The sequence below is a fragment of the Enterobacter sp. BNK-29 genome, assembly GCF_048684785.1.
Taxonomy (GTDB): domain Bacteria; phylum Pseudomonadota; class Gammaproteobacteria; order Enterobacterales; family Enterobacteriaceae; genus Enterobacter; species Enterobacter cloacae_M.
Genome location: NZ_JBLQTU010000001.1, coordinates 3,872,574 through 3,888,102, shown reverse-complemented (window position 1 = coordinate 3,888,102; position 15,529 = coordinate 3,872,574). Strand labels below are relative to the sequence as shown.

Here is a 15,529-nt window from a genome sequence, read left to right as displayed (position 1 = left end):
GGAGTCGTAATGAGTGTGTTAATTGCCCTGGCGGCGCTGTCGCTGCTGATGCTGGCGGCCTATCGCGGATACAGCGTTATTTTGTTTGCGCCGATTGCGGCGCTCGGCGCCGTGCTGCTGACCGATCCGGGTGCCGTCGGCCCGACGTTTACCGGTCTGTTTATGGAAAAGATGGTCGGCTTTGTTAAGCTCTACTTCCCGGTGTTCCTGCTGGGGGCCGTTTTCGGCAAGCTGATTGAGCTTTCCGGTTTCTCACGCTCCATCGTAGCCGCCGCGATTCAGATCCTCGGTCGTCGCCACGCTATTCCGGTAATCGTCCTGGTGTGCGCGCTGTTAACCTACGGCGGCGTATCGCTGTTCGTGGTGGCGTTTGCGGTTTACCCTTTTGCCGCGGAGCTGTTCCGCCAGAGCGGCATCCCTAAGCGGCTGATCCCGGCCACCGTGGCGCTGGGGGCGTTTTCGTTTACCATGGACGCCCTGCCCGGCACGCCGCAGATCCAGAATATCATCCCCACCAGCTTCTTTGGCACAAACGCCTGGGCCGCGCCGTGGCTGGGGCTTATCGGCTCTCTGTTTATTATCATCTTTGGCCTGCTCTGGCTGGAGCGCCAGCGTCGTAAGGCGTTCAATAATAACGAAGGCTACGGCACGGATCTGAAAAATGAACCCGAAACGCCGGATAACATTAACCTTCCACACCCGCTGATTGCTATCTCCCCGCTGCTTGTAGTGGGCATACTGAACCTGCTGTTTACCCGCTGGATCCCCGGCTGGTACGGCACGACCCACGAGCTAACTCTGCCAGGCCTGGCGAAACCCATTGTGACCGAGGTGGGCAAGATCACCGCCATCTGGGCCGTCGAGGCGGCGCTGATCTCCGGTATCGTGCTGGTGCTGATTTTTGGCTTTCGCAATATCCGGGGGCGTCTGGCTGAAGGCAGCCGGACCGCGGTGAGCGGTGCCATTCTGGCGGCGATGAATACCGCCTCGGAATACGGTTTCGGCGCGGTGATCGCCGCCCTGCCCGGGTTCCTGGTGTTATCCAAAGCGCTGGCGGCCATCCCCAATCCGCTGCTGAATGAAGCCATCAGCGTGACGGTGCTTGCGGGGATCACCGGCTCGGCGTCCGGCGGGATGAGTATTGCCCTCGCCGCCATGTCCGACTCGTTTGTCGCCGCCGCCCACGCCGCCAATATCCCGCTTGAGGTGCTGCACCGCGTGGCCTCGATGGCGAGCGGCGGGATGGATACGCTGCCCCATAACGGCGCGGTGATTACCCTGCTGGCGATTACCGGCCTGAGCCATCGTCAGGCCTACGGCGGCATTTTCGCTATCACCCTCATTAAAAGTCTGGCAGTGCTTTTTGTCATTGCCGTGTTCTATCTGACCGGCATTGTGTAAGGAGAGAAAGATGAATCTGAACGGTAAGACCGCGCTGGTGACGGGCTCAACCAGCGGCATTGGACTTGGGATCGCCCGCGTGCTGGCGAAGGCCGGGGCGCAGCTGATCCTCAACGGTTTCGGCGACAGCGAATCAGCAAGAGAAGAGATTGCACAGCTGGGCAAAAAGCCGGGCTATCACGATGCGGACCTGCGTGACGTGCTGCAAATTGAAGCCATGATGCGCTACGCCGAATCGCAGTTCGGCGGCGTGGACATTCTTGTCAACAACGCCGGGATACAGCATGTCGCCCCGGTTGATGCGTTTCCGGTGGAGAAATGGAACGACATTATCGCCATTAATCTCTCCTCGGTGTTTCACACCAGCCGGCTGGCGCTGCCCGCAATGCGCGAGAAAAACTGGGGGCGCGTCATCAATATCGCCTCCGTTCACGGGCTGGTCGCGTCAAAAGAGAAGTCAGCCTACGTGGCCGCCAAGCATGGCGTAGTGGGCTTTACGAAATCGCTGGCGCTGGAAACCGCCCGCACCGGTATTACCGCCAACACCATCTGCCCCGGCTGGGTACTGACGCCGCTGGTGCAACAGCAAATCGACCAGCGTATCGCTGAGGGCGTCCCGCCGGAGCAGGCTCGCGAGCTGCTTCTGGCAGAGAAACAGCCTTCGGGCGAGTTTGTCACCCCGGAGCAGCTGGGTGAACTGGCGCTGTTTTTGTGCAGCGAGGGCGCCGTGAACGTTCGCGGCGCCGCGTGGAATATGGATGGCGGCTGGGTTGCGCAGTAATTTTTGCCGGGTAAAGCGACGCCGCCACCCGGCAAACATGGTTAGCTTGAGCAGCTGACCTCCAGCCGCTTGCCCCAGTCGGGCGGGCGGCTGACGTAGTCATCATCCCGGTCGGCAAACGGCGTACGCAGCGCCACATGCAGGCGGTGTAGCTCGTCGTATTCACCCTGCTCAGCCTGTTCAATCGCCCGCTGCGCCAGCCAGTTGCGCAACACCATCGCTGGATTCGTCGCGTTCATCTGCGTCTGGCGAGTGGCGTCATCCACCTGCTCCTGCTGCAGCCGCGCGCGGTAAGTGGCAAACCAGTCGTCAAACGCCTGTCTGTCAATAAACTCGTCGCGCAGCGGCGAGGCCGAACTATGCTGCTCCGTCTGGCTCAGCATCCGGAAGGTACGGGTATAATCGCTGCCCTCGCGCGCCATGAGGGCAAACAGACCGTTGAGGATGTCGTTATCGCCCCTCTCCTGCGTCATCAGCCCCAGCTTGTTGCGCATCAGCGTGCCATATTCTCGCAGCAATATGTCCTGATAGCTGTCGAGCGCATCATTGAGGGCATCTACATCGATGAACGGCGACAGGGTTTGCGCAAGCCGCTGCAGGTTCCACAGGCCAACCGCGGGCTGATTGTCAAAGCTGTAACGTCCCTGATAGTCGGAGTGGTTGCAGATATAGCCAGGCTGATAATCGTCCAGGAAACCAAACGGACCGTAATCAAAGGTCAGCCCGAGGATCGACATGTTGTCCGTATTCATGACGCCATGCGCAAAGCCCACCGTTTGCCAGCGGGCAATCAGGCTTGCGGTAAGGGCAACCACGTCCCTGAACCAGAGAACGTATTTGTCCGCCTCGTCCTGCAAATGCGCCCAGTGGTGACGAATGGCAAAGTCAGCCAGCTGGCGAACGCTGTCCGGCTCGCGGCGATAGTAAAAGTGCTCGAAATGACCAAAGCGCAAATGGCTTTGCGCAATACGCATCAGCATTGCCCCTTTTTCCACCGTTTCACGCGCTACCGGCGTATCGCTGGTGACAATCGACAGCGCGCGCGTAGTGGGAATCCCCAGGGCATGCATCGCTTCAGACGCCAGGCACTCGCGAATCGTTGAACGCAGCACCGCGCGCCCGTCGCCCATTCGCGACCAGGGAGTAAGGCCTGCGCCTTTCAGGTGCCAGTCAACCGTCTCCCCGTTGGGAAGCCGTTGTTCGCCGAGCAGGATCCCCCTGCCGTCGCCCAGCTGCCCCGCCCAGACGCCAAACTGATGTCCGCTATAGACCTGAGCCAAAGGTTGCATACCGGCGAGAAGCGTTTCCCCGCCCCAGACGCCTGCGCCTTCTGAACGCTGAAACAGCTCAGGCGGAATGGCCAGCTCTTCTGCCAGCAAATCGTTATGCCAGATAAGGCGTGAATTTTGTAACGGCGTTGGTTTGAGTGCGGTGTAAAAGCCAGGCAACTCGTCATGCCAGTGAGCAGTAAAAGACAGGGTCATAGGTCCTCCTGCTTTTAGTGTAGAGGGTTTACCCGGACTTAAACACGGGCGAAAGCAAGGGTTATCGCTGCTGAACCAGCGATGTAACGTGCTCCGCAGAGACGGCTGGCCAGAGTGCGCCCTGCATGGCGCCAAAATTGAAGGACAAAACGCGTTGCAACAGGCCGTGGTCGTCAATGCCCGAGACGATCACTGACTGGCAGTGCGGTGTGATTTGCCAGAGGATGGCGCGCATAAAAGGCTCAAAAGAGAGCTCCGGGGCACGCTGCTGAATGAAGCCTTTGTCGAGAATAACCCGTTTAAATAATCCATCATAGACCGCTTTGAGCGATGCGGCGCCTGCGCCAAAGTTTGCCAGGACCAACGGGAAATGGATTGCCATTCTCGCCAGCTGCAGATCGTCCTTTCCGTTATTTAAACCTGGATAATTCTCATTAACAGTAAACTCAAGAAACGGGTAACGCTCAAGGATTGAAACAGCGTTTCCATTACTTAATAAAAATTCAACTATTGCAGGTGTAATATTGATCCATGCAATTAACTGATGCTGAATAAAAAACAGTTTACAGGTATCAAGCAATTGCAATTTTTCGTTAAACAGCACTAACTCTTCAGCTGCTGAAAGCCGAGGGATAACAAGCTCAGTGGGGATCCGCACATCGCTGCCGACGCCAGTAAAGTTAACCAGAACCTCTAAACCTTTAAGCTCCCCTGCGCTATTACGAGCAGGCAGAAGCAGCAGTTCAGACTGGTAAGCATTATCTAGCGTAATAATCATTGCACTCGCTCCACATTAAAGATGAGAGAGGACATCCTGGAGCAATTGCCGACACAATTCCACTGTCTTGATTTTAATAAGATTAATTTCATTAGTTCCGTATTTATTTTCAGATTTATCCCTGAATCTAAATTAATTTTATCCTGGTTGTCGAATAATAGCCAGTTTTAGATAAAACAGACACATGCAGGATTCTCTAATTTTAGATAAATTTAACTTTAAGCATCTTATTTGAGAAAAAACGGCATGATTTATTAGATACCATGCCGTCATAAGAGAAGTGTCTGACAAAGACTATATACGTCGAGCCTGCCAGAAATTTTTACGCCAGTAAACATTATCAAGAGAAGAGCGCATCACGCCGCGGCTTGTCGAGGCGTGAATGAACTGATTGTCTGTATCATATATCCCCACATGAAGACCGCTTTCACCCGATCCGGTTTTGAAGAAAACCAGGTCCCCGGGCAGAAGATCGTCTTTATCAATTTCAGTGCCTATTTCTGCCTGTTTGCGCGTTTCGCGCGGAAGCTGTAAATCAAACTTATCGCGAAACGTCATCAGCACGAAGCCGGAGCAATCCACGCCGCCGCGACTCATTCCGCCGTAGCGATAAGGCGTGCCGCGCCAGTTGCTCAGCTGATCGTTGAGGCTGGCAATGACGGTGATCGAATCTGAAAGCCGTGGGTTAGGCGGCGGCGCACGATGGCTACTGCATCCCGCAAGAAAAAGTGCGGCCATCAGGAGAAACCAGAATCGCATTTTCAGACGAATCCTCTGCTTTTTTTGTTCTTTTCGTAATTTAGCGTGCAATTGTGCTAAGAGGCAAGAAACGGTTACGTCTGCCCGGTAGAAATCAGCATCTTATGTCCCTCAATATCCAGCCTGCGGAACGACATGTTGTACGCGCGGGCAAGATGGGGCGGCGTAAGAACCCGATCCCGCGCGCCGCTGGCGATCATCTTTCCCTGCGACAGCAGCCACACCCGGTGGGCATGACGCAGGGTGTGGTTGAGGTCATGACTGCTCATCACCACGGCGATACCTTTTCGGCTCAGGGTGCTTAACAGCGTATCCAGTGCCGCCTGCTGCGCCACGTCCAGACCGCTCATGGGTTCATCGAGAAGCAGCATTCGCCCGTGAGGATTACCTACAGGGTGGATCTGAAGAATGACCGCCGCCAGACGCACCCGCTGCCACTCTCCGCCGGAAAGCTGGCTGGCATGCCGGGACAGTTTATCTTCCAGCCCCAGGGCCTCGGCAACCTCCGTCAGCAGTGCCGTCTGTTGTTTGTCGTGCAAATGCAGCATCAGATAGTGCCAGACCGGCATCGCAAAGGGCGGCACCTGCTGCTGCACGAGGTAGCTGCGCCGGTGCGCCAGCGAGACCGGCGACCAGTCGGCGAGCGTATGCTCCAGCAGCGTTATTTGCCCTTCTCCGTCGGTCATGCCTGCCATCCGTGCCAGCAGCGTACTCTTCCCTGCACCGTTTGGCCCGACAAGATGCAGGATTTCTCCCGCATTGATGGTACCGGTTATCGGCTCCAGACGTCCCCTCTCGGCAACGTCCGTGAGCTGCATCAGCAACGACATTATTTCGCCAGCGCCAGCTTGATCGATTCCATAACGATCGGATCCTCAGGGGTCATATCCGGCGAAAAACGCTGAACGACCTGGCCGTCGCGGCCAATCAGGAATTTTTCAAAATTCCACAGGATATCGTCCGGGTAAAGCGGCGCGCGGCCTTTGCTGGCCATGCGTTCATAAAAACCGCTTCCTTCCGGCGCAACGGCCTTCGGCGCGGCAGCGATCAGCTTCGCATACAGAGGATGGCGGTCTTCGCCGTTGACATCGATTTTGCTGAACATCGGGAACGTCACGCCATAGGTGGTGCTGCAGAAGGTTTTAATCTCCTCTTCGCTGCCCGGCTCCTGGCCCAGAAACTGGTTGCACGGGAAGCCCAGCACGGTGAAACCGTCTTTCTCCCAGGCCTTCTGAATGTTTTCCAGCTGCTCGTACTGCGGCGTCAGGCCACATTTCGATGCCACGTTGACGATAAGCAGCACGTTGCCTTTGTAGCCTTCCAGCGTGGTGTTATCGCCATCAATGGTGGTCACTTCAGTATTCAGGATGTCTGACTGCATAGCATTCCCTCAGGTTGTCTTACGGCTTGTTGATTTAACGTCCAGCTTTTAATAGTAGCCAGATAAATACCGGCGCGCCCAGCGTGGCGGTCACCACGCCAATCGGCAGCTCGGCGGCCGTCAGGGCAAGCCGGGCGATGATATCGGCCACCAGCAGCGTGACGGCCCCGGCAACCGCCGAGGCCGGAAGCAGGGTCCGATGGTCCGTGAGGCCACACAGGCGCAGCATGTGCGGAATCACCAGCCCGATAAAGCCGATCGCACCCGCCAGAGCCACGCTGACGCCGACCAGCCAGCCAATGGCTATTACCAGCACATTACGCCATAACCCAATCGGCATGCCGAGCTGGCGGGCAGAGGTTTCACCCAGCGCGAGCATATTCAGCGGCTGCGCCTGCAGGGCAGCCCACACGATAACCGGTACCAGCAGCACCATCAGCCAGCCCTGGTGCCAGTCAACGCCTCCAAAGCCGCCCATCATCCAGTACATCAGCTGACGCAGGTCAAAGGATGTTGAGAAGTAGACCGCCCAGGTCATCAGCGCGCTGCAGATGATCCCCAGCGCCACGCCAGCAAGCAGCAGACGGCTGGTCGATAAGTGCCGTCTGGCGAAACGAAGAAGGATCGCGGTGATTAGCAGCGCGCCGAGGATAGCGCTCAGGCTAATACTCCATCCGGAGAGTTCTCCTCCGCCGAGCATTACCGCCGCAATCAGGCCTACGCCTGCGCCGTTTGACACGCCGAGCAGCCCGGGCTCCGCCAGAGGGTTATCAAACAACGCCTGCATTATGGTACCGCACAGCGCCAGCGCGGCGCCGACCAGAACCACCGCGACGGTGCGCGGCAGGCGAATTTGCCAGACGAAGAGCTGCCCGTCCGGCCCCCACCAGCTTTCAGGCCCGATCCATCTGTCGCCCGCGCAGAGGCTCACGCCTGCGGCGACAATGAGCAACAGCACCAGCAAAAACAGGCGACGCTTATCGGAACGGTGCTGGCGATGGGCATAATCAAGCATGTGTACGGTTTTAGTAGCGTGAGATGTAATTGATTTTACGGCGGATTTGCCGGAGAGCGCAAAGAAAAAAGGCCGCGTGGGCGGCCTTTTTAGTTAGTTCATATTACTCTGCTTTGGGCGTTGCGTTTTCGACACGGCTTTTTAACTTCTGGCCGGGTCTGAAGGTCACCACGCGGCGGGCTGTAATGGGAATATCTTCCCCCGTCTTCGGGTTGCGGCCCGGACGTTGGTTTTTGTCTCGCAAATCAAAATTGCCAAAACCGGAGAGTTTTACCTGCTCACCATTTTCCAGAGCACGACGGATCTCTTCGAAAAACAGCTCTACCAGCTCTTTGGCATCCCGTTTGCTAAGCCCAAGCTTATCAAACAGATATTCTGACATTTCAGCTTTTGTAAGCGCCATAGGTTCAATCCCTCAATGATGCCTGGAATCGCTCTTTTAATGCCTCTACACATTTGGCGACGGTAGCGGCAATCTCCTCTTCTTCGAGTGTACGGCTGGTATCCTGAAGGATAAGGCTAATAGCGAGGCTCTTGAAACCTTCTGCTACGCCCTTGCCGCGGTACACGTCAAATAAGTTTACGCCAACTACCTGATTTACGCCAACTTTCTTACATTCGGCCAAAATATCTGCTGCAGGCACATTTTCCGCGACCACAACCGCGATATCACGGCGGTTTGCCGGGAAGCGGGAGACGTCCTGAGCCTGAGGAATAACGCGGTCAGCCACCGGGTTCCATTCAAGCTCTAACACGATGGTACGGCCGTTCAGGTCCAGCTTACGCTCCAGCTCAGGGTGAACAACCCCAATAAAACCAACGCGTTTGCCGTCTAAATAGATGGCTGCGCTCTGACCCGGATGCAGGGCCGGAATGGCTTCTGCGCGGAATTCAATTTCAGATAATTTACCGGTCAGATCCAGAATCGCTTCCAGATCGCCCTTCATATCGTAGAAATCAACCGTGCCTTTTGCCAGGTCCCAGTGCTCTTCATAGCGGTTGCCGCTGATGGCGCCAGCCAGCATGAGATCCTGACGGATGCCTAAATTTGCCTGATTATCCGGTACAAAGCGCAAACCGCTTTCGAAAATTCGCACGCGGTTTTGCTGGCGATTCTGGTTATAAACGACAGTGCCCAGCAGGCCCGTCCACAGAGACAGACGCATCGCGGACATTTCGCTGGAGATTGGGCTTGGCAGGATCAGCGCCTCCTGACCCGGGTGGATCAGCTGCTGCAGCTTTGGATCAACGAAGCTGTAGGTGATCACTTCCTGGTAGCCTTTGTCGTTCAGCATGGTTTTCACACGCTTCAGGGACAGGTCGGCTTCACGGTGGGTGCCCATTACCAGACCCGCCTGGACAGGCTCGTCAGGGATGTTGTTGTAGCCGTAAACGCGGGCCACTTCTTCCACCAGATCTTCTTCAATTTCCATGTCGAAACGCCATGATGGCGCAACGGCTTTCCACTCGTCCTGCCCTTCGGTTACTTCACAGCCCAGACGTTTCAGGATGTCAGTTACCTGCGCATCGGCAACGTGATGGCCAATCAGGCGATCCAGCTTGCTGCGGCGCAGGGTGATGCTCGCACGCTTCGGCAGCGTCGCTTCGTTGGTGACGTCGATAACCGGGCCCGCTTCGCCGCCGCAGATGTCGATCAGCAGGCGGGTCGCACGTTCCATCGCTTTATACTGCAGAGCAGGGTCAACGCCGCGCTCGTAGCGGTGAGAGGCATCGGTATGCAGGCCGTGACGGCGTGCGCGACCGGTGATGGAGAGCGGGCTGAAGAACGCACATTCCAGCAGGACGTTTTGCGTCTCGTCGTTGACGCCTGAGTGCTCGCCACCGAAGATACCGCCCATTGCCAGCGCTTTGCTGTGGTCAGCAATCACCAGGGTGTCGGCGTTCAGTTTCGCTTCGCTGCCGTCCAGCAGAACCAGGGTTTCGCCCTCTTTCGCCATGCGCACAACGATGCCGCCGTCGATACGGTCTTTATCGAACGCGTGCATTGGCTGGCCCAGCTCCAGCAGAACGTAGTTGGTCACGTCGACCACTGCGTCGATAGAGCGAATACCGCAGCGGCGCAGCTTCTCTTTCATCCACAGCGGGGTTGGCGCTTTCACGTTGATGCCTTTCACCACGCGACCGAGGTAGCGCGGACAAGCATCCGCAGCGTCAACCTGAATAGGCAGCACGTCATTGATGGTCGCTTCAACCGGCGCGATTTCCGGCGCGTTCAGTTCGGTCTGGTTGAGCACGGCCACGTCGCGCGCCACGCCGATGATACCTAAGCAGTCGGCACGGTTTGGCGTGACGCTGATTTCAATGGTGTTGTCATCAAGCTTCAGGTATTCACGGATATCGGTGCCGATTGGCGCATCCAGCGGCAGCTCAATGATACCGTTGTGGTCGTCGGAAATACCCAGCTCGGAGAAGGAGCACAGCATGCCTTCAGACGGCTCGCCGCGCAGCTTAGCCGCTTTAATTTTGAAATCGCCCGGCAGCACTGCGCCGACGGTCGCCACGGCCACCTTCAGGCCCTGACGGCAGTTTGGCGCACCGCAGACGATATCCAGCAGACGGTCACCGCCCACGTTTACTTTTGTTACGCGCAGTTTGTCAGCGTTAGGGTGCTGACCGCATTCGACTACTTCGCCGACGACCACGCCGTTGAAGGCTCCGGAAACCGACTCAACGCCGTCCACTTCCAGACCCGCCATGGTGATCTGGTTAGAAAGCGCGTCGCTGTCCAGCGTGGTGTTCACCCACTCGCGTAACCACAGTTCACTGAATTTCATTGTTCTGTCCTGCCCTTATTTAAACTGTTTGAGGAAACGCAGATCGTTTTCGAAGAATGCACGTAAGTCGGTCACGCCGTAGCGCAGCATAGTCAGACGCTCCATGCCCATGCCGAAGGCAAAGCCGGAGTAAACTTCCGGATCGATACCCACGTTGCGCAGCACGTTTGGATGCACCATGCCGCAGCCCAGCACTTCCAGCCATTTGCCGTTTTTACCCATCACGTCAACTTCCGCAGACGGTTCGGTGAACGGGAAGTAGGACGGGCGGAAACGAACCTGCAGGTCTTCCTCAAAGAAGTTGTTCAGGAAATCGTGCAGCGTGCCCTTTAGGTTGGTGAAGCTGATATTTTTATCAACAATCAGACCTTCCATCTGGTGGAACATTGGGGTGTGGGTCTGATCGTAGTCGTTACGATAGACGCGGCCCGGAGCGATAATGCGGATTGGCGGCGCCTGCTCCTTCATGGTACGGATCTGAACGCCGGAGGTCTGAGTACGCAGCAGACGCGTAGCGTCGAACCAGAAAGTGTCGTGGTCAGCGCGTGCCGGATGATGGCCAGGAATGTTCAGGGCGTCGAAGTTATGGTAATCATCTTCGATTTCCGGGCCAGTCGCCACGGTAAAGCCGAGCTCACCGAAGAAACTTTCAATGCGATCGATGGTGCGGGTAACCGGATGCAGACCACCGTTTTCGATACGGCGACCCGGCAGAGAAACGTCGATCGTCTCTGCGGCCAGACGCGCATTCAGCACCGCGCTTTCCAGCTCGGCTTTGCGCGCGTTCAGCGCCTGCTGTACCTGCTCTTTGGCTTCGTTAATCACCGCACCCGCTGCCGGGCGTTCTTCTGCCGGCAGCTCACGCAGGGTTGTCATCTGAAGGGTCAGGTGCCCTTTCTTCCCAAGATATTCGACGCGGACATTGTCTAACGCGGCAACATCTGAGGCCTGATTAATGGCGGCTGTTGCACTGGCAACCAGCTCTGCGAGATGTGACATGATTTTCCTCATTATGTCGGTGCAGACACCGATTTGGTGGAGTTATTCTCTCAAATTCAGGCACAAAAAAAGCCTCCATCGGGAGGCTTATCTGGCGCTGTTTTTCGTTTCATCTTTCACGCGCTAGCCTCCTGAAATCAGGTGCTAAAGTAAAAGAAGAAGCGGAAAATAGCAGCATTCATGCTTGCGTTACCTTGTCTGGTAAAAACCGTTAAGACCTTATTGAAAAGCCTGGACGGATAAATGTCAATCTTCTGATGGTGTTAAATGAAAAGAGGGAGCAAAGCCCCCTCTTTCAACTGGCTTATGCCAGTGCTGCTTTCGCTTTTTCGACCAGAGCGGTGAACGCTACTTTGTCGAATACTGCGATGTCAGCCAGGATCTTACGGTCGATTTCAACAGAGGCTTTTTTCAGGCCGTTGATGAATTTGCTGTAAGAAATACCGTTCTGACGTGCTGCTGCGTTGATACGCGCAATCCACAGTTGACGGAACTGACGCTTACGCTGACGACGGTCACGGTAAGCGTACTGACCTGCTTTGATAACAGCCTGGAAGGCAACGCGGTAAACGCGTGAACGCGCACCGTAGTAGCCTTTAGCTTGTTTCAAAATTTTCTTGTGACGTGCACGTGCAATTACACCACGTTTTACGCGAGCCATATGTGCTCTCCTGTATCTATATTCTTAGTAAAAAAATTAAACGTTAACGGCTTATGCGTACGGCAGGCACGCGATAACCAGACCCAGATCGCCTTTAGAAACAAGGCCTTTTGGACGCAGGTGACGTTTACGCTTAGTAGATTTTTTGGTCAGAATATGACGCAGGTTTGCGTGCTTACGCTTAAATCCACCACCACCGGTTTTTTTGAAGCGCTTAGCAGCACCGCGTACGGTCTTAATTTTTGGCATCTTAATAACTTCCACTTCGCATTGTTAAATAAACGAAACATAGGCGAACAAAACCTATGAAACCCAAAGGCTCCACAGGTTTTGCTGCTTGAAGGCCTTACTGTTTCTTCTTAGGAGCGAGCACCATGATCATCTGGCGGCCTTCGATCTTCGTAGGGAAGGATTCGACTACTGCCAGTTCACTCAGATCGTCACGGACGCGGTTAAGCACTTCCATACCAATCTGTTGGTGGGCCATCTCACGACCGCGGAAACGCAGTGTGATCTTGGCCTTATCGCCATCTTCCAGAAAGCGAATCAGGCTGCGGAGTTTTACCTGATAATCGCCATCGTCGGTACCAGGACGGAATTTGATTTCCTTAACCTGGATAACTTTTTGCTTTTTCTTCTGTTCCTTAGAAGACTTACTCTTTTCATAAAGGAACTTGCCGTAGTCCATGATACGACAAACTGGCGGTTCGGCGTTAGGGCTGATTTCAACTAAATCTACTCCAGCTTCTTCAGCTTTTTCGATCGCTTCTCTCAGACTCACAATCCCCAGTGGTTCACCTTCAAGATCTGTTAAGCGAACTTCCTGGGCGCGAATCTCGCCATTGATACGATTCGGACGTGCCGTTTGAACTCGTTTTCCGCCTTTAATACCTTATTCCTCCAGTTGTTGAAGACTGCGGCTGCGAATCTCTTGTTGCAGCTTCTCAATCACTTCACTTACGTCCAGGCTGCCCAGGTCTTTACCACGGCGGGTGCGAACGGCAACTTTGCCTGCTTCCACCTCTTTATCACCACAGACCAACATATACGGGACACGACGTAAAGTGTGCTCGCGGATTTTAAAGCCAATCTTCTCATTTCTCAAGTCTGCTTTTACGCGAATGCCCGCATTTTGTAGTTTCTGCGTCAATTCTTTAACGTAATCTGCCTGAGAATCGGTAATGTTCATCACCACGACCTGCACTGGCGCAAGCCAGGTTGGGAAGAAGCCAGCGAACTCTTCGGTCAGGATGCCGATGAAGCGCTCCAGAGAACCGAGAATTGCACGGTGAATCATTACCGGTACCTGACGCTCGTTGTCTTCGCCAACATAAGAGGCGCTTAAACGCTGCGGCAGGGAGAAGTCCAGCTGTACAGTACCGCACTGCCATGCGCGATCGAGGCAGTCATACAGGGTAAATTCAATTTTCGGACCGTAGAATGCGCCCTCGCCCAGCTGGTATTCGAACGGAATGCCATTCTCTTCCAGCGCCACGGCGAGATCCGCTTCTGCGCGATCCCATGTCTCATCGCTACCGATACGTTTTTCCGGACGCGTTGAGAGTTTGACGACGATCTTCTCGAAGCCAAAGGTGCTGTACATATCGTAGACCATACGAATACAGGCGTTAACTTCGTCACGAACCTGATCTTCAGTACAGAAGATATGCGCATCATCCTGAGTAAAGCCACGAACACGCATCAGACCGTGCAGCGCACCTGATGGCTCGTTACGGTGGCAGCTACCGAACTCCGCCATACGCAGCGGCAGGTCGCGGTAGGATTTCAGACCCTGGTTGAAGATCTGCACGTGGCCCGGGCAGTTCATTGGCTTGATGCAGTATTCACGGTTCTCAGACGAGGTAGTGAACATCGCATCTTTGTAGTTGTCCCAGTGGCCGGTTTTTTCCCACAGCACACGATCCATCATGAACGGGCCTTTCACTTCCTGATACTGGTACTCTTTCAGCTTGGAGCGTACGAAAGTTTCCAGTTCACGGAAGATAGTCCAGCCGTCGTTATGCCAGAACACCATACCCGGCGCTTCTTCCTGCATGTGGTACAGGTCAAGCTGCTTACCGATTTTACGGTGGTCACGCTTCGCCGCCTCTTCCAGGCGCAGCAGGTATGCGTTCAGGGCTTTTTTATCAGCCCACGCGGTACCATAAATACGCTGCAACATCTTGTTGTTGCTGTCGCCACGCCAGTAGGCGCCCGCGATCTTCATCAGCTTAAAGTGATGACAGAAGCGCATGTTCGGCACGTGCGGTCCACGGCACATGTCGACGTATTCTTCGTGATGGTACAAGCCAGGCTTGTCATCATGCGAAATGTTTTCGTCAAGAATAGAGACCTTGTAGCTCTCGCCGCGCTTCACGAAGGTTTCACGCGCTTCGTGCCAGCTGACTTTCTTCTTGATGACGTCATAGTTCGTTTCGGCGAGCTCGTGCATGCGTTTTTCGAGCGCGTCGATATCTTCCTGAGTCAGGGTGTGGTCAAGGTCAACGTCATAGTAGAAACCGTTATCGATAACCGGACCGATCGCCATTTTGGTGTTTGGCCACAGCTGTTTGATGGCATGGCCTAACAGGTGCGCGCAGGAGTGACGAATGATCTCCAGACCTTCTTCGTCTTTCGCAGTGATGATTGCAAGCGTCGCATCGTTTTCGATCAGATCGGAAGCATCCACCAGCTCACCGTTAACGCGGCCAGCGATAGTCGCTTTCGCGAGACCAGGACCAATGTCCAGGGCAACATCCATTGGGCTAACAGCACGGTCGAAATGGCGTTGGCTGCCATCAGGAAGAGTAATTACAGGCATTTTATATCCTTATTTGCAGTGATGCCCCACACATAAGAGCATATACAAAGAAAATAATCGTGATTTGACAATAGATTACGACACCATCTGACCAACAATCGTCAAATTGGTTCGTCATCATTCACCAGCCGAATTCAGATTAATGTGGATTTACGGCAAGCGACGTAATGTTAACACTAACGGAAAGGAGATTGCACCCTCTGCGGTCAGATTGATGGGCTGGCGCTTTCGCACGAATTTGCAGGTTGCTTCTCCCCTGCGCTCGCATTTCGAAGATGCTGGGCTACTCTTGAACAGGTCTTTAAACCCAAAGGTGCATACCATGAACGTATCCAGTAGAACGGTTGTGATATTGAACATCCTTTCCGCCACAGGTTTATTGTTGATTCTCGCCGAACGATTCCACTGGTTCTGAACCGAACCCTGCGCTGGCATAACCCAATCGAACCTGAGAAGGGGCATATTTCGGCCCTGTTTGGTAGACTGTGGGTATCAACCAATAAGGATTAGGTTATGCCAACTAAACGATTTGCCGTAAAACACTGGAAAATGGTGCTGGTGCTGATTGCCATCTGCGGCGCAATGCTGCTACTCCGTTGGGCGGCAATGATTTGGGGCTAGGGGCGAAGACAAGTCATCAGAAGGGACGTCAAA

18 protein-coding genes and 1 other annotated feature are annotated in these 15,529 nt (G+C 54.8%); of the genes, 4 read left to right on the top strand and 14 right to left on the bottom strand.

Translation table 11 applies throughout. The features are described from left to right. The first annotated feature begins 9 nt into the window (after positions 1–9). Positions 10–1,401 carry a GntP family permease gene (locus ACMGGX_RS18605; protein ID WP_348560971.1) on the top strand — a complete coding sequence of 464 codons (1,392 nt, stop codon included), beginning with the start codon at positions 10–12 and terminating at the stop codon, positions 1,399–1,401. 10 nt (positions 1,402–1,411) lie between these two features. Then, positions 1,412–2,182 carry a 3-hydroxybutyrate dehydrogenase gene (locus ACMGGX_RS18600; RefSeq protein ID WP_420298707.1) on the top strand — a complete coding sequence of 257 codons (771 nt, stop codon included), beginning with the start codon at positions 1,412–1,414 and terminating at the stop codon, positions 2,180–2,182. A 41-nt stretch (positions 2,183–2,223) separates the two neighbouring features. Here ACMGGX_RS18600 and selO read toward each other — a convergent pair whose 3' ends face one another. The 14 genes from selO to thrS all read right to left on the bottom strand — a co-directional run bounded on the left by selO (position 2,224) and on the right by thrS (position 14,875). Then, positions 2,224–3,666, bottom strand: a complete 1,443-nt coding sequence (gene selO / locus ACMGGX_RS18595; RefSeq protein ID WP_420298706.1) for a protein adenylyltransferase SelO — start codon at positions 3,664–3,666, stop codon at positions 2,224–2,226. A 61-nt stretch (positions 3,667–3,727) separates the two neighbouring features. After that, the gene (locus tag ACMGGX_RS18590) at positions 3,728–4,444 is read right to left on the bottom strand and encodes an EAL domain-containing protein (RefSeq protein WP_032657851.1); all 717 of its coding nucleotides are present in this window, start codon (positions 4,442–4,444) and stop codon (positions 3,728–3,730) included. Between the two features lie 294 nt (positions 4,445–4,738). After that, the gene (locus ACMGGX_RS18585; RefSeq protein WP_008500650.1) at positions 4,739–5,203 is read right to left on the bottom strand and encodes an NlpC/P60 family protein; all 465 of its coding nucleotides are present in this window, start codon (positions 5,201–5,203) and stop codon (positions 4,739–4,741) included. Between the two features lie 74 nt (positions 5,204–5,277). Next, positions 5,278–6,033: a vitamin B12 ABC transporter ATP-binding protein BtuD gene (gene btuD / locus ACMGGX_RS18580; protein ID WP_420298705.1), complete on the bottom strand. Its 756-nt coding sequence runs from the start codon at positions 6,031–6,033 to the stop codon at positions 5,278–5,280. After that, on the bottom strand, positions 6,033–6,584 hold the full coding sequence (locus ACMGGX_RS18575; RefSeq protein WP_023311298.1) for a glutathione peroxidase: 552 nt from the start codon (positions 6,582–6,584) through the stop codon (positions 6,033–6,035). Before ACMGGX_RS18575 ends, btuD begins: the two co-directional genes overlap by 1 nt. A gap of 34 nt (positions 6,585–6,618) precedes the next feature. Beyond that, entirely contained in the window at positions 6,619–7,599 is a 981-nt protein-coding gene (gene btuC, locus ACMGGX_RS18570) for a vitamin B12 ABC transporter permease BtuC (protein ID WP_023311297.1), read from the bottom strand. 103 nt (positions 7,600–7,702) lie between these two features. Then, positions 7,703–8,002, bottom strand: a complete 300-nt coding sequence (gene ihfA, locus ACMGGX_RS18565) for an integration host factor subunit alpha (protein WP_003857805.1) — start codon at positions 8,000–8,002, stop codon at positions 7,703–7,705. Between the two features lie 4 nt (positions 8,003–8,006). Next, entirely contained in the window at positions 8,007–10,394 is a 2,388-nt protein-coding gene (pheT, locus tag ACMGGX_RS18560) for a phenylalanine--tRNA ligase subunit beta (RefSeq protein WP_420298704.1), read from the bottom strand. A gap of 15 nt (positions 10,395–10,409) precedes the next feature. Next, entirely contained in the window at positions 10,410–11,393 is a 984-nt protein-coding gene (gene pheS / locus ACMGGX_RS18555) for a phenylalanine--tRNA ligase subunit alpha (protein WP_022647837.1), read from the bottom strand. 62 nt (positions 11,394–11,455) lie between these two features. Continuing rightward, positions 11,456–11,580 (bottom strand) — a sequence feature (Phe leader region). After that, positions 11,531–11,575, bottom strand: coding sequence for a pheST operon leader peptide PheM (gene pheM, locus ACMGGX_RS18550; RefSeq protein ID WP_001386830.1), 45 nt, complete (start codon positions 11,573–11,575; stop codon positions 11,531–11,533). It overlaps the preceding feature by 45 nt. Before the next feature lie 117 nt (positions 11,581–11,697). Continuing rightward, positions 11,698–12,054: a 50S ribosomal protein L20 gene (gene rplT / locus ACMGGX_RS18545; protein WP_000124850.1), complete on the bottom strand. Its 357-nt coding sequence runs from the start codon at positions 12,052–12,054 to the stop codon at positions 11,698–11,700. Positions 12,055–12,105: 51 nt separating this feature from the next. Further along, a complete protein-coding gene (rpmI, locus tag ACMGGX_RS18540) occupies positions 12,106–12,303 on the bottom strand; it encodes a 50S ribosomal protein L35 (RefSeq protein ID WP_003030583.1) in 198 nt (65 codons plus the stop codon). 97 nt (positions 12,304–12,400) lie between these two features. Further along, entirely contained in the window at positions 12,401–12,943 is a 543-nt protein-coding gene (gene infC, locus ACMGGX_RS18535) for a translation initiation factor IF-3 (protein WP_014069901.1), read from the bottom strand. A 3-nt stretch (positions 12,944–12,946) separates the two neighbouring features. Then, positions 12,947–14,875 (bottom strand): threonine--tRNA ligase, encoded by a 1,929-nt coding sequence (thrS, locus tag ACMGGX_RS18530; protein WP_008500657.1) that lies wholly within the window; start codon positions 14,873–14,875, stop codon positions 12,947–12,949. Between the two features lie 142 nt (positions 14,876–15,017). On the opposite strand from thrS, the gene yncL reads away from it, so the two are divergent. Together yncL and yniD are read left to right on the top strand one after the other, a co-directional pair. Further along, positions 15,018–15,290, top strand: a complete 273-nt coding sequence (gene yncL / locus ACMGGX_RS18525; protein WP_348560967.1) for a stress response membrane protein YncL — start codon at positions 15,018–15,020, stop codon at positions 15,288–15,290. Between the two features lie 98 nt (positions 15,291–15,388). Next, entirely contained in the window at positions 15,389–15,496 is a 108-nt protein-coding gene (gene yniD / locus ACMGGX_RS18520) for a small membrane protein YniD (protein ID WP_008500658.1), read from the top strand. Positions 15,497–15,529 lie beyond the last annotated feature (33 nt).

Coding starts and splice junctions, on each gene's coding strand:
- ACMGGX_RS18605 (WP_348560971.1), top strand. CDS start 10: ATGAGTGTGTTAATTGCCCTGGCGGCGCTGTCGCTGCTGATGCTGGCG.
- ACMGGX_RS18600 (WP_420298707.1), top strand. CDS start 1,412: ATGAATCTGAACGGTAAGACCGCGCTGGTGACGGGCTCAACCAGCGGC.
- selO (WP_420298706.1), bottom strand. CDS start 3,666: ATGACCCTGTCTTTTACTGCTCACTGGCATGACGAGTTGCCTGGCTTT.
- ACMGGX_RS18590 (WP_032657851.1), bottom strand. CDS start 4,444: ATGATTATTACGCTAGATAATGCTTACCAGTCTGAACTGCTGCTTCTG.
- ACMGGX_RS18585 (WP_008500650.1), bottom strand. CDS start 5,203: ATGCGATTCTGGTTTCTCCTGATGGCCGCACTTTTTCTTGCGGGATGC.
- btuD (WP_420298705.1), bottom strand. CDS start 6,033: ATGTCGTTGCTGATGCAGCTCACGGACGTTGCCGAGAGGGGACGTCTG.
- ACMGGX_RS18575 (WP_023311298.1), bottom strand. CDS start 6,584: ATGCAGTCAGACATCCTGAATACTGAAGTGACCACCATTGATGGCGAT.
- btuC (WP_023311297.1), bottom strand. CDS start 7,599: ATGCTTGATTATGCCCATCGCCAGCACCGTTCCGATAAGCGTCGCCTG.
- ihfA (WP_003857805.1), bottom strand. CDS start 8,002: ATGGCGCTTACAAAAGCTGAAATGTCAGAATATCTGTTTGATAAGCTT.
- pheT (WP_420298704.1), bottom strand. CDS start 10,394: ATGAAATTCAGTGAACTGTGGTTACGCGAGTGGGTGAACACCACGCTG.
- pheS (WP_022647837.1), bottom strand. CDS start 11,393: ATGTCACATCTCGCAGAGCTGGTTGCCAGTGCAACAGCCGCCATTAAT.
- rplT (WP_000124850.1), bottom strand. CDS start 12,054: ATGGCTCGCGTAAAACGTGGTGTAATTGCACGTGCACGTCACAAGAAA.
- rpmI (WP_003030583.1), bottom strand. CDS start 12,303: ATGCCAAAAATTAAGACCGTACGCGGTGCTGCTAAGCGCTTCAAAAAA.
- thrS (WP_008500657.1), bottom strand. CDS start 14,875: ATGCCTGTAATTACTCTTCCTGATGGCAGCCAACGCCATTTCGACCGT.
- yncL (WP_348560967.1), top strand. CDS start 15,018: ATGTGGATTTACGGCAAGCGACGTAATGTTAACACTAACGGAAAGGAG.
- yniD (WP_008500658.1), top strand. CDS start 15,389: ATGCCAACTAAACGATTTGCCGTAAAACACTGGAAAATGGTGCTGGTG.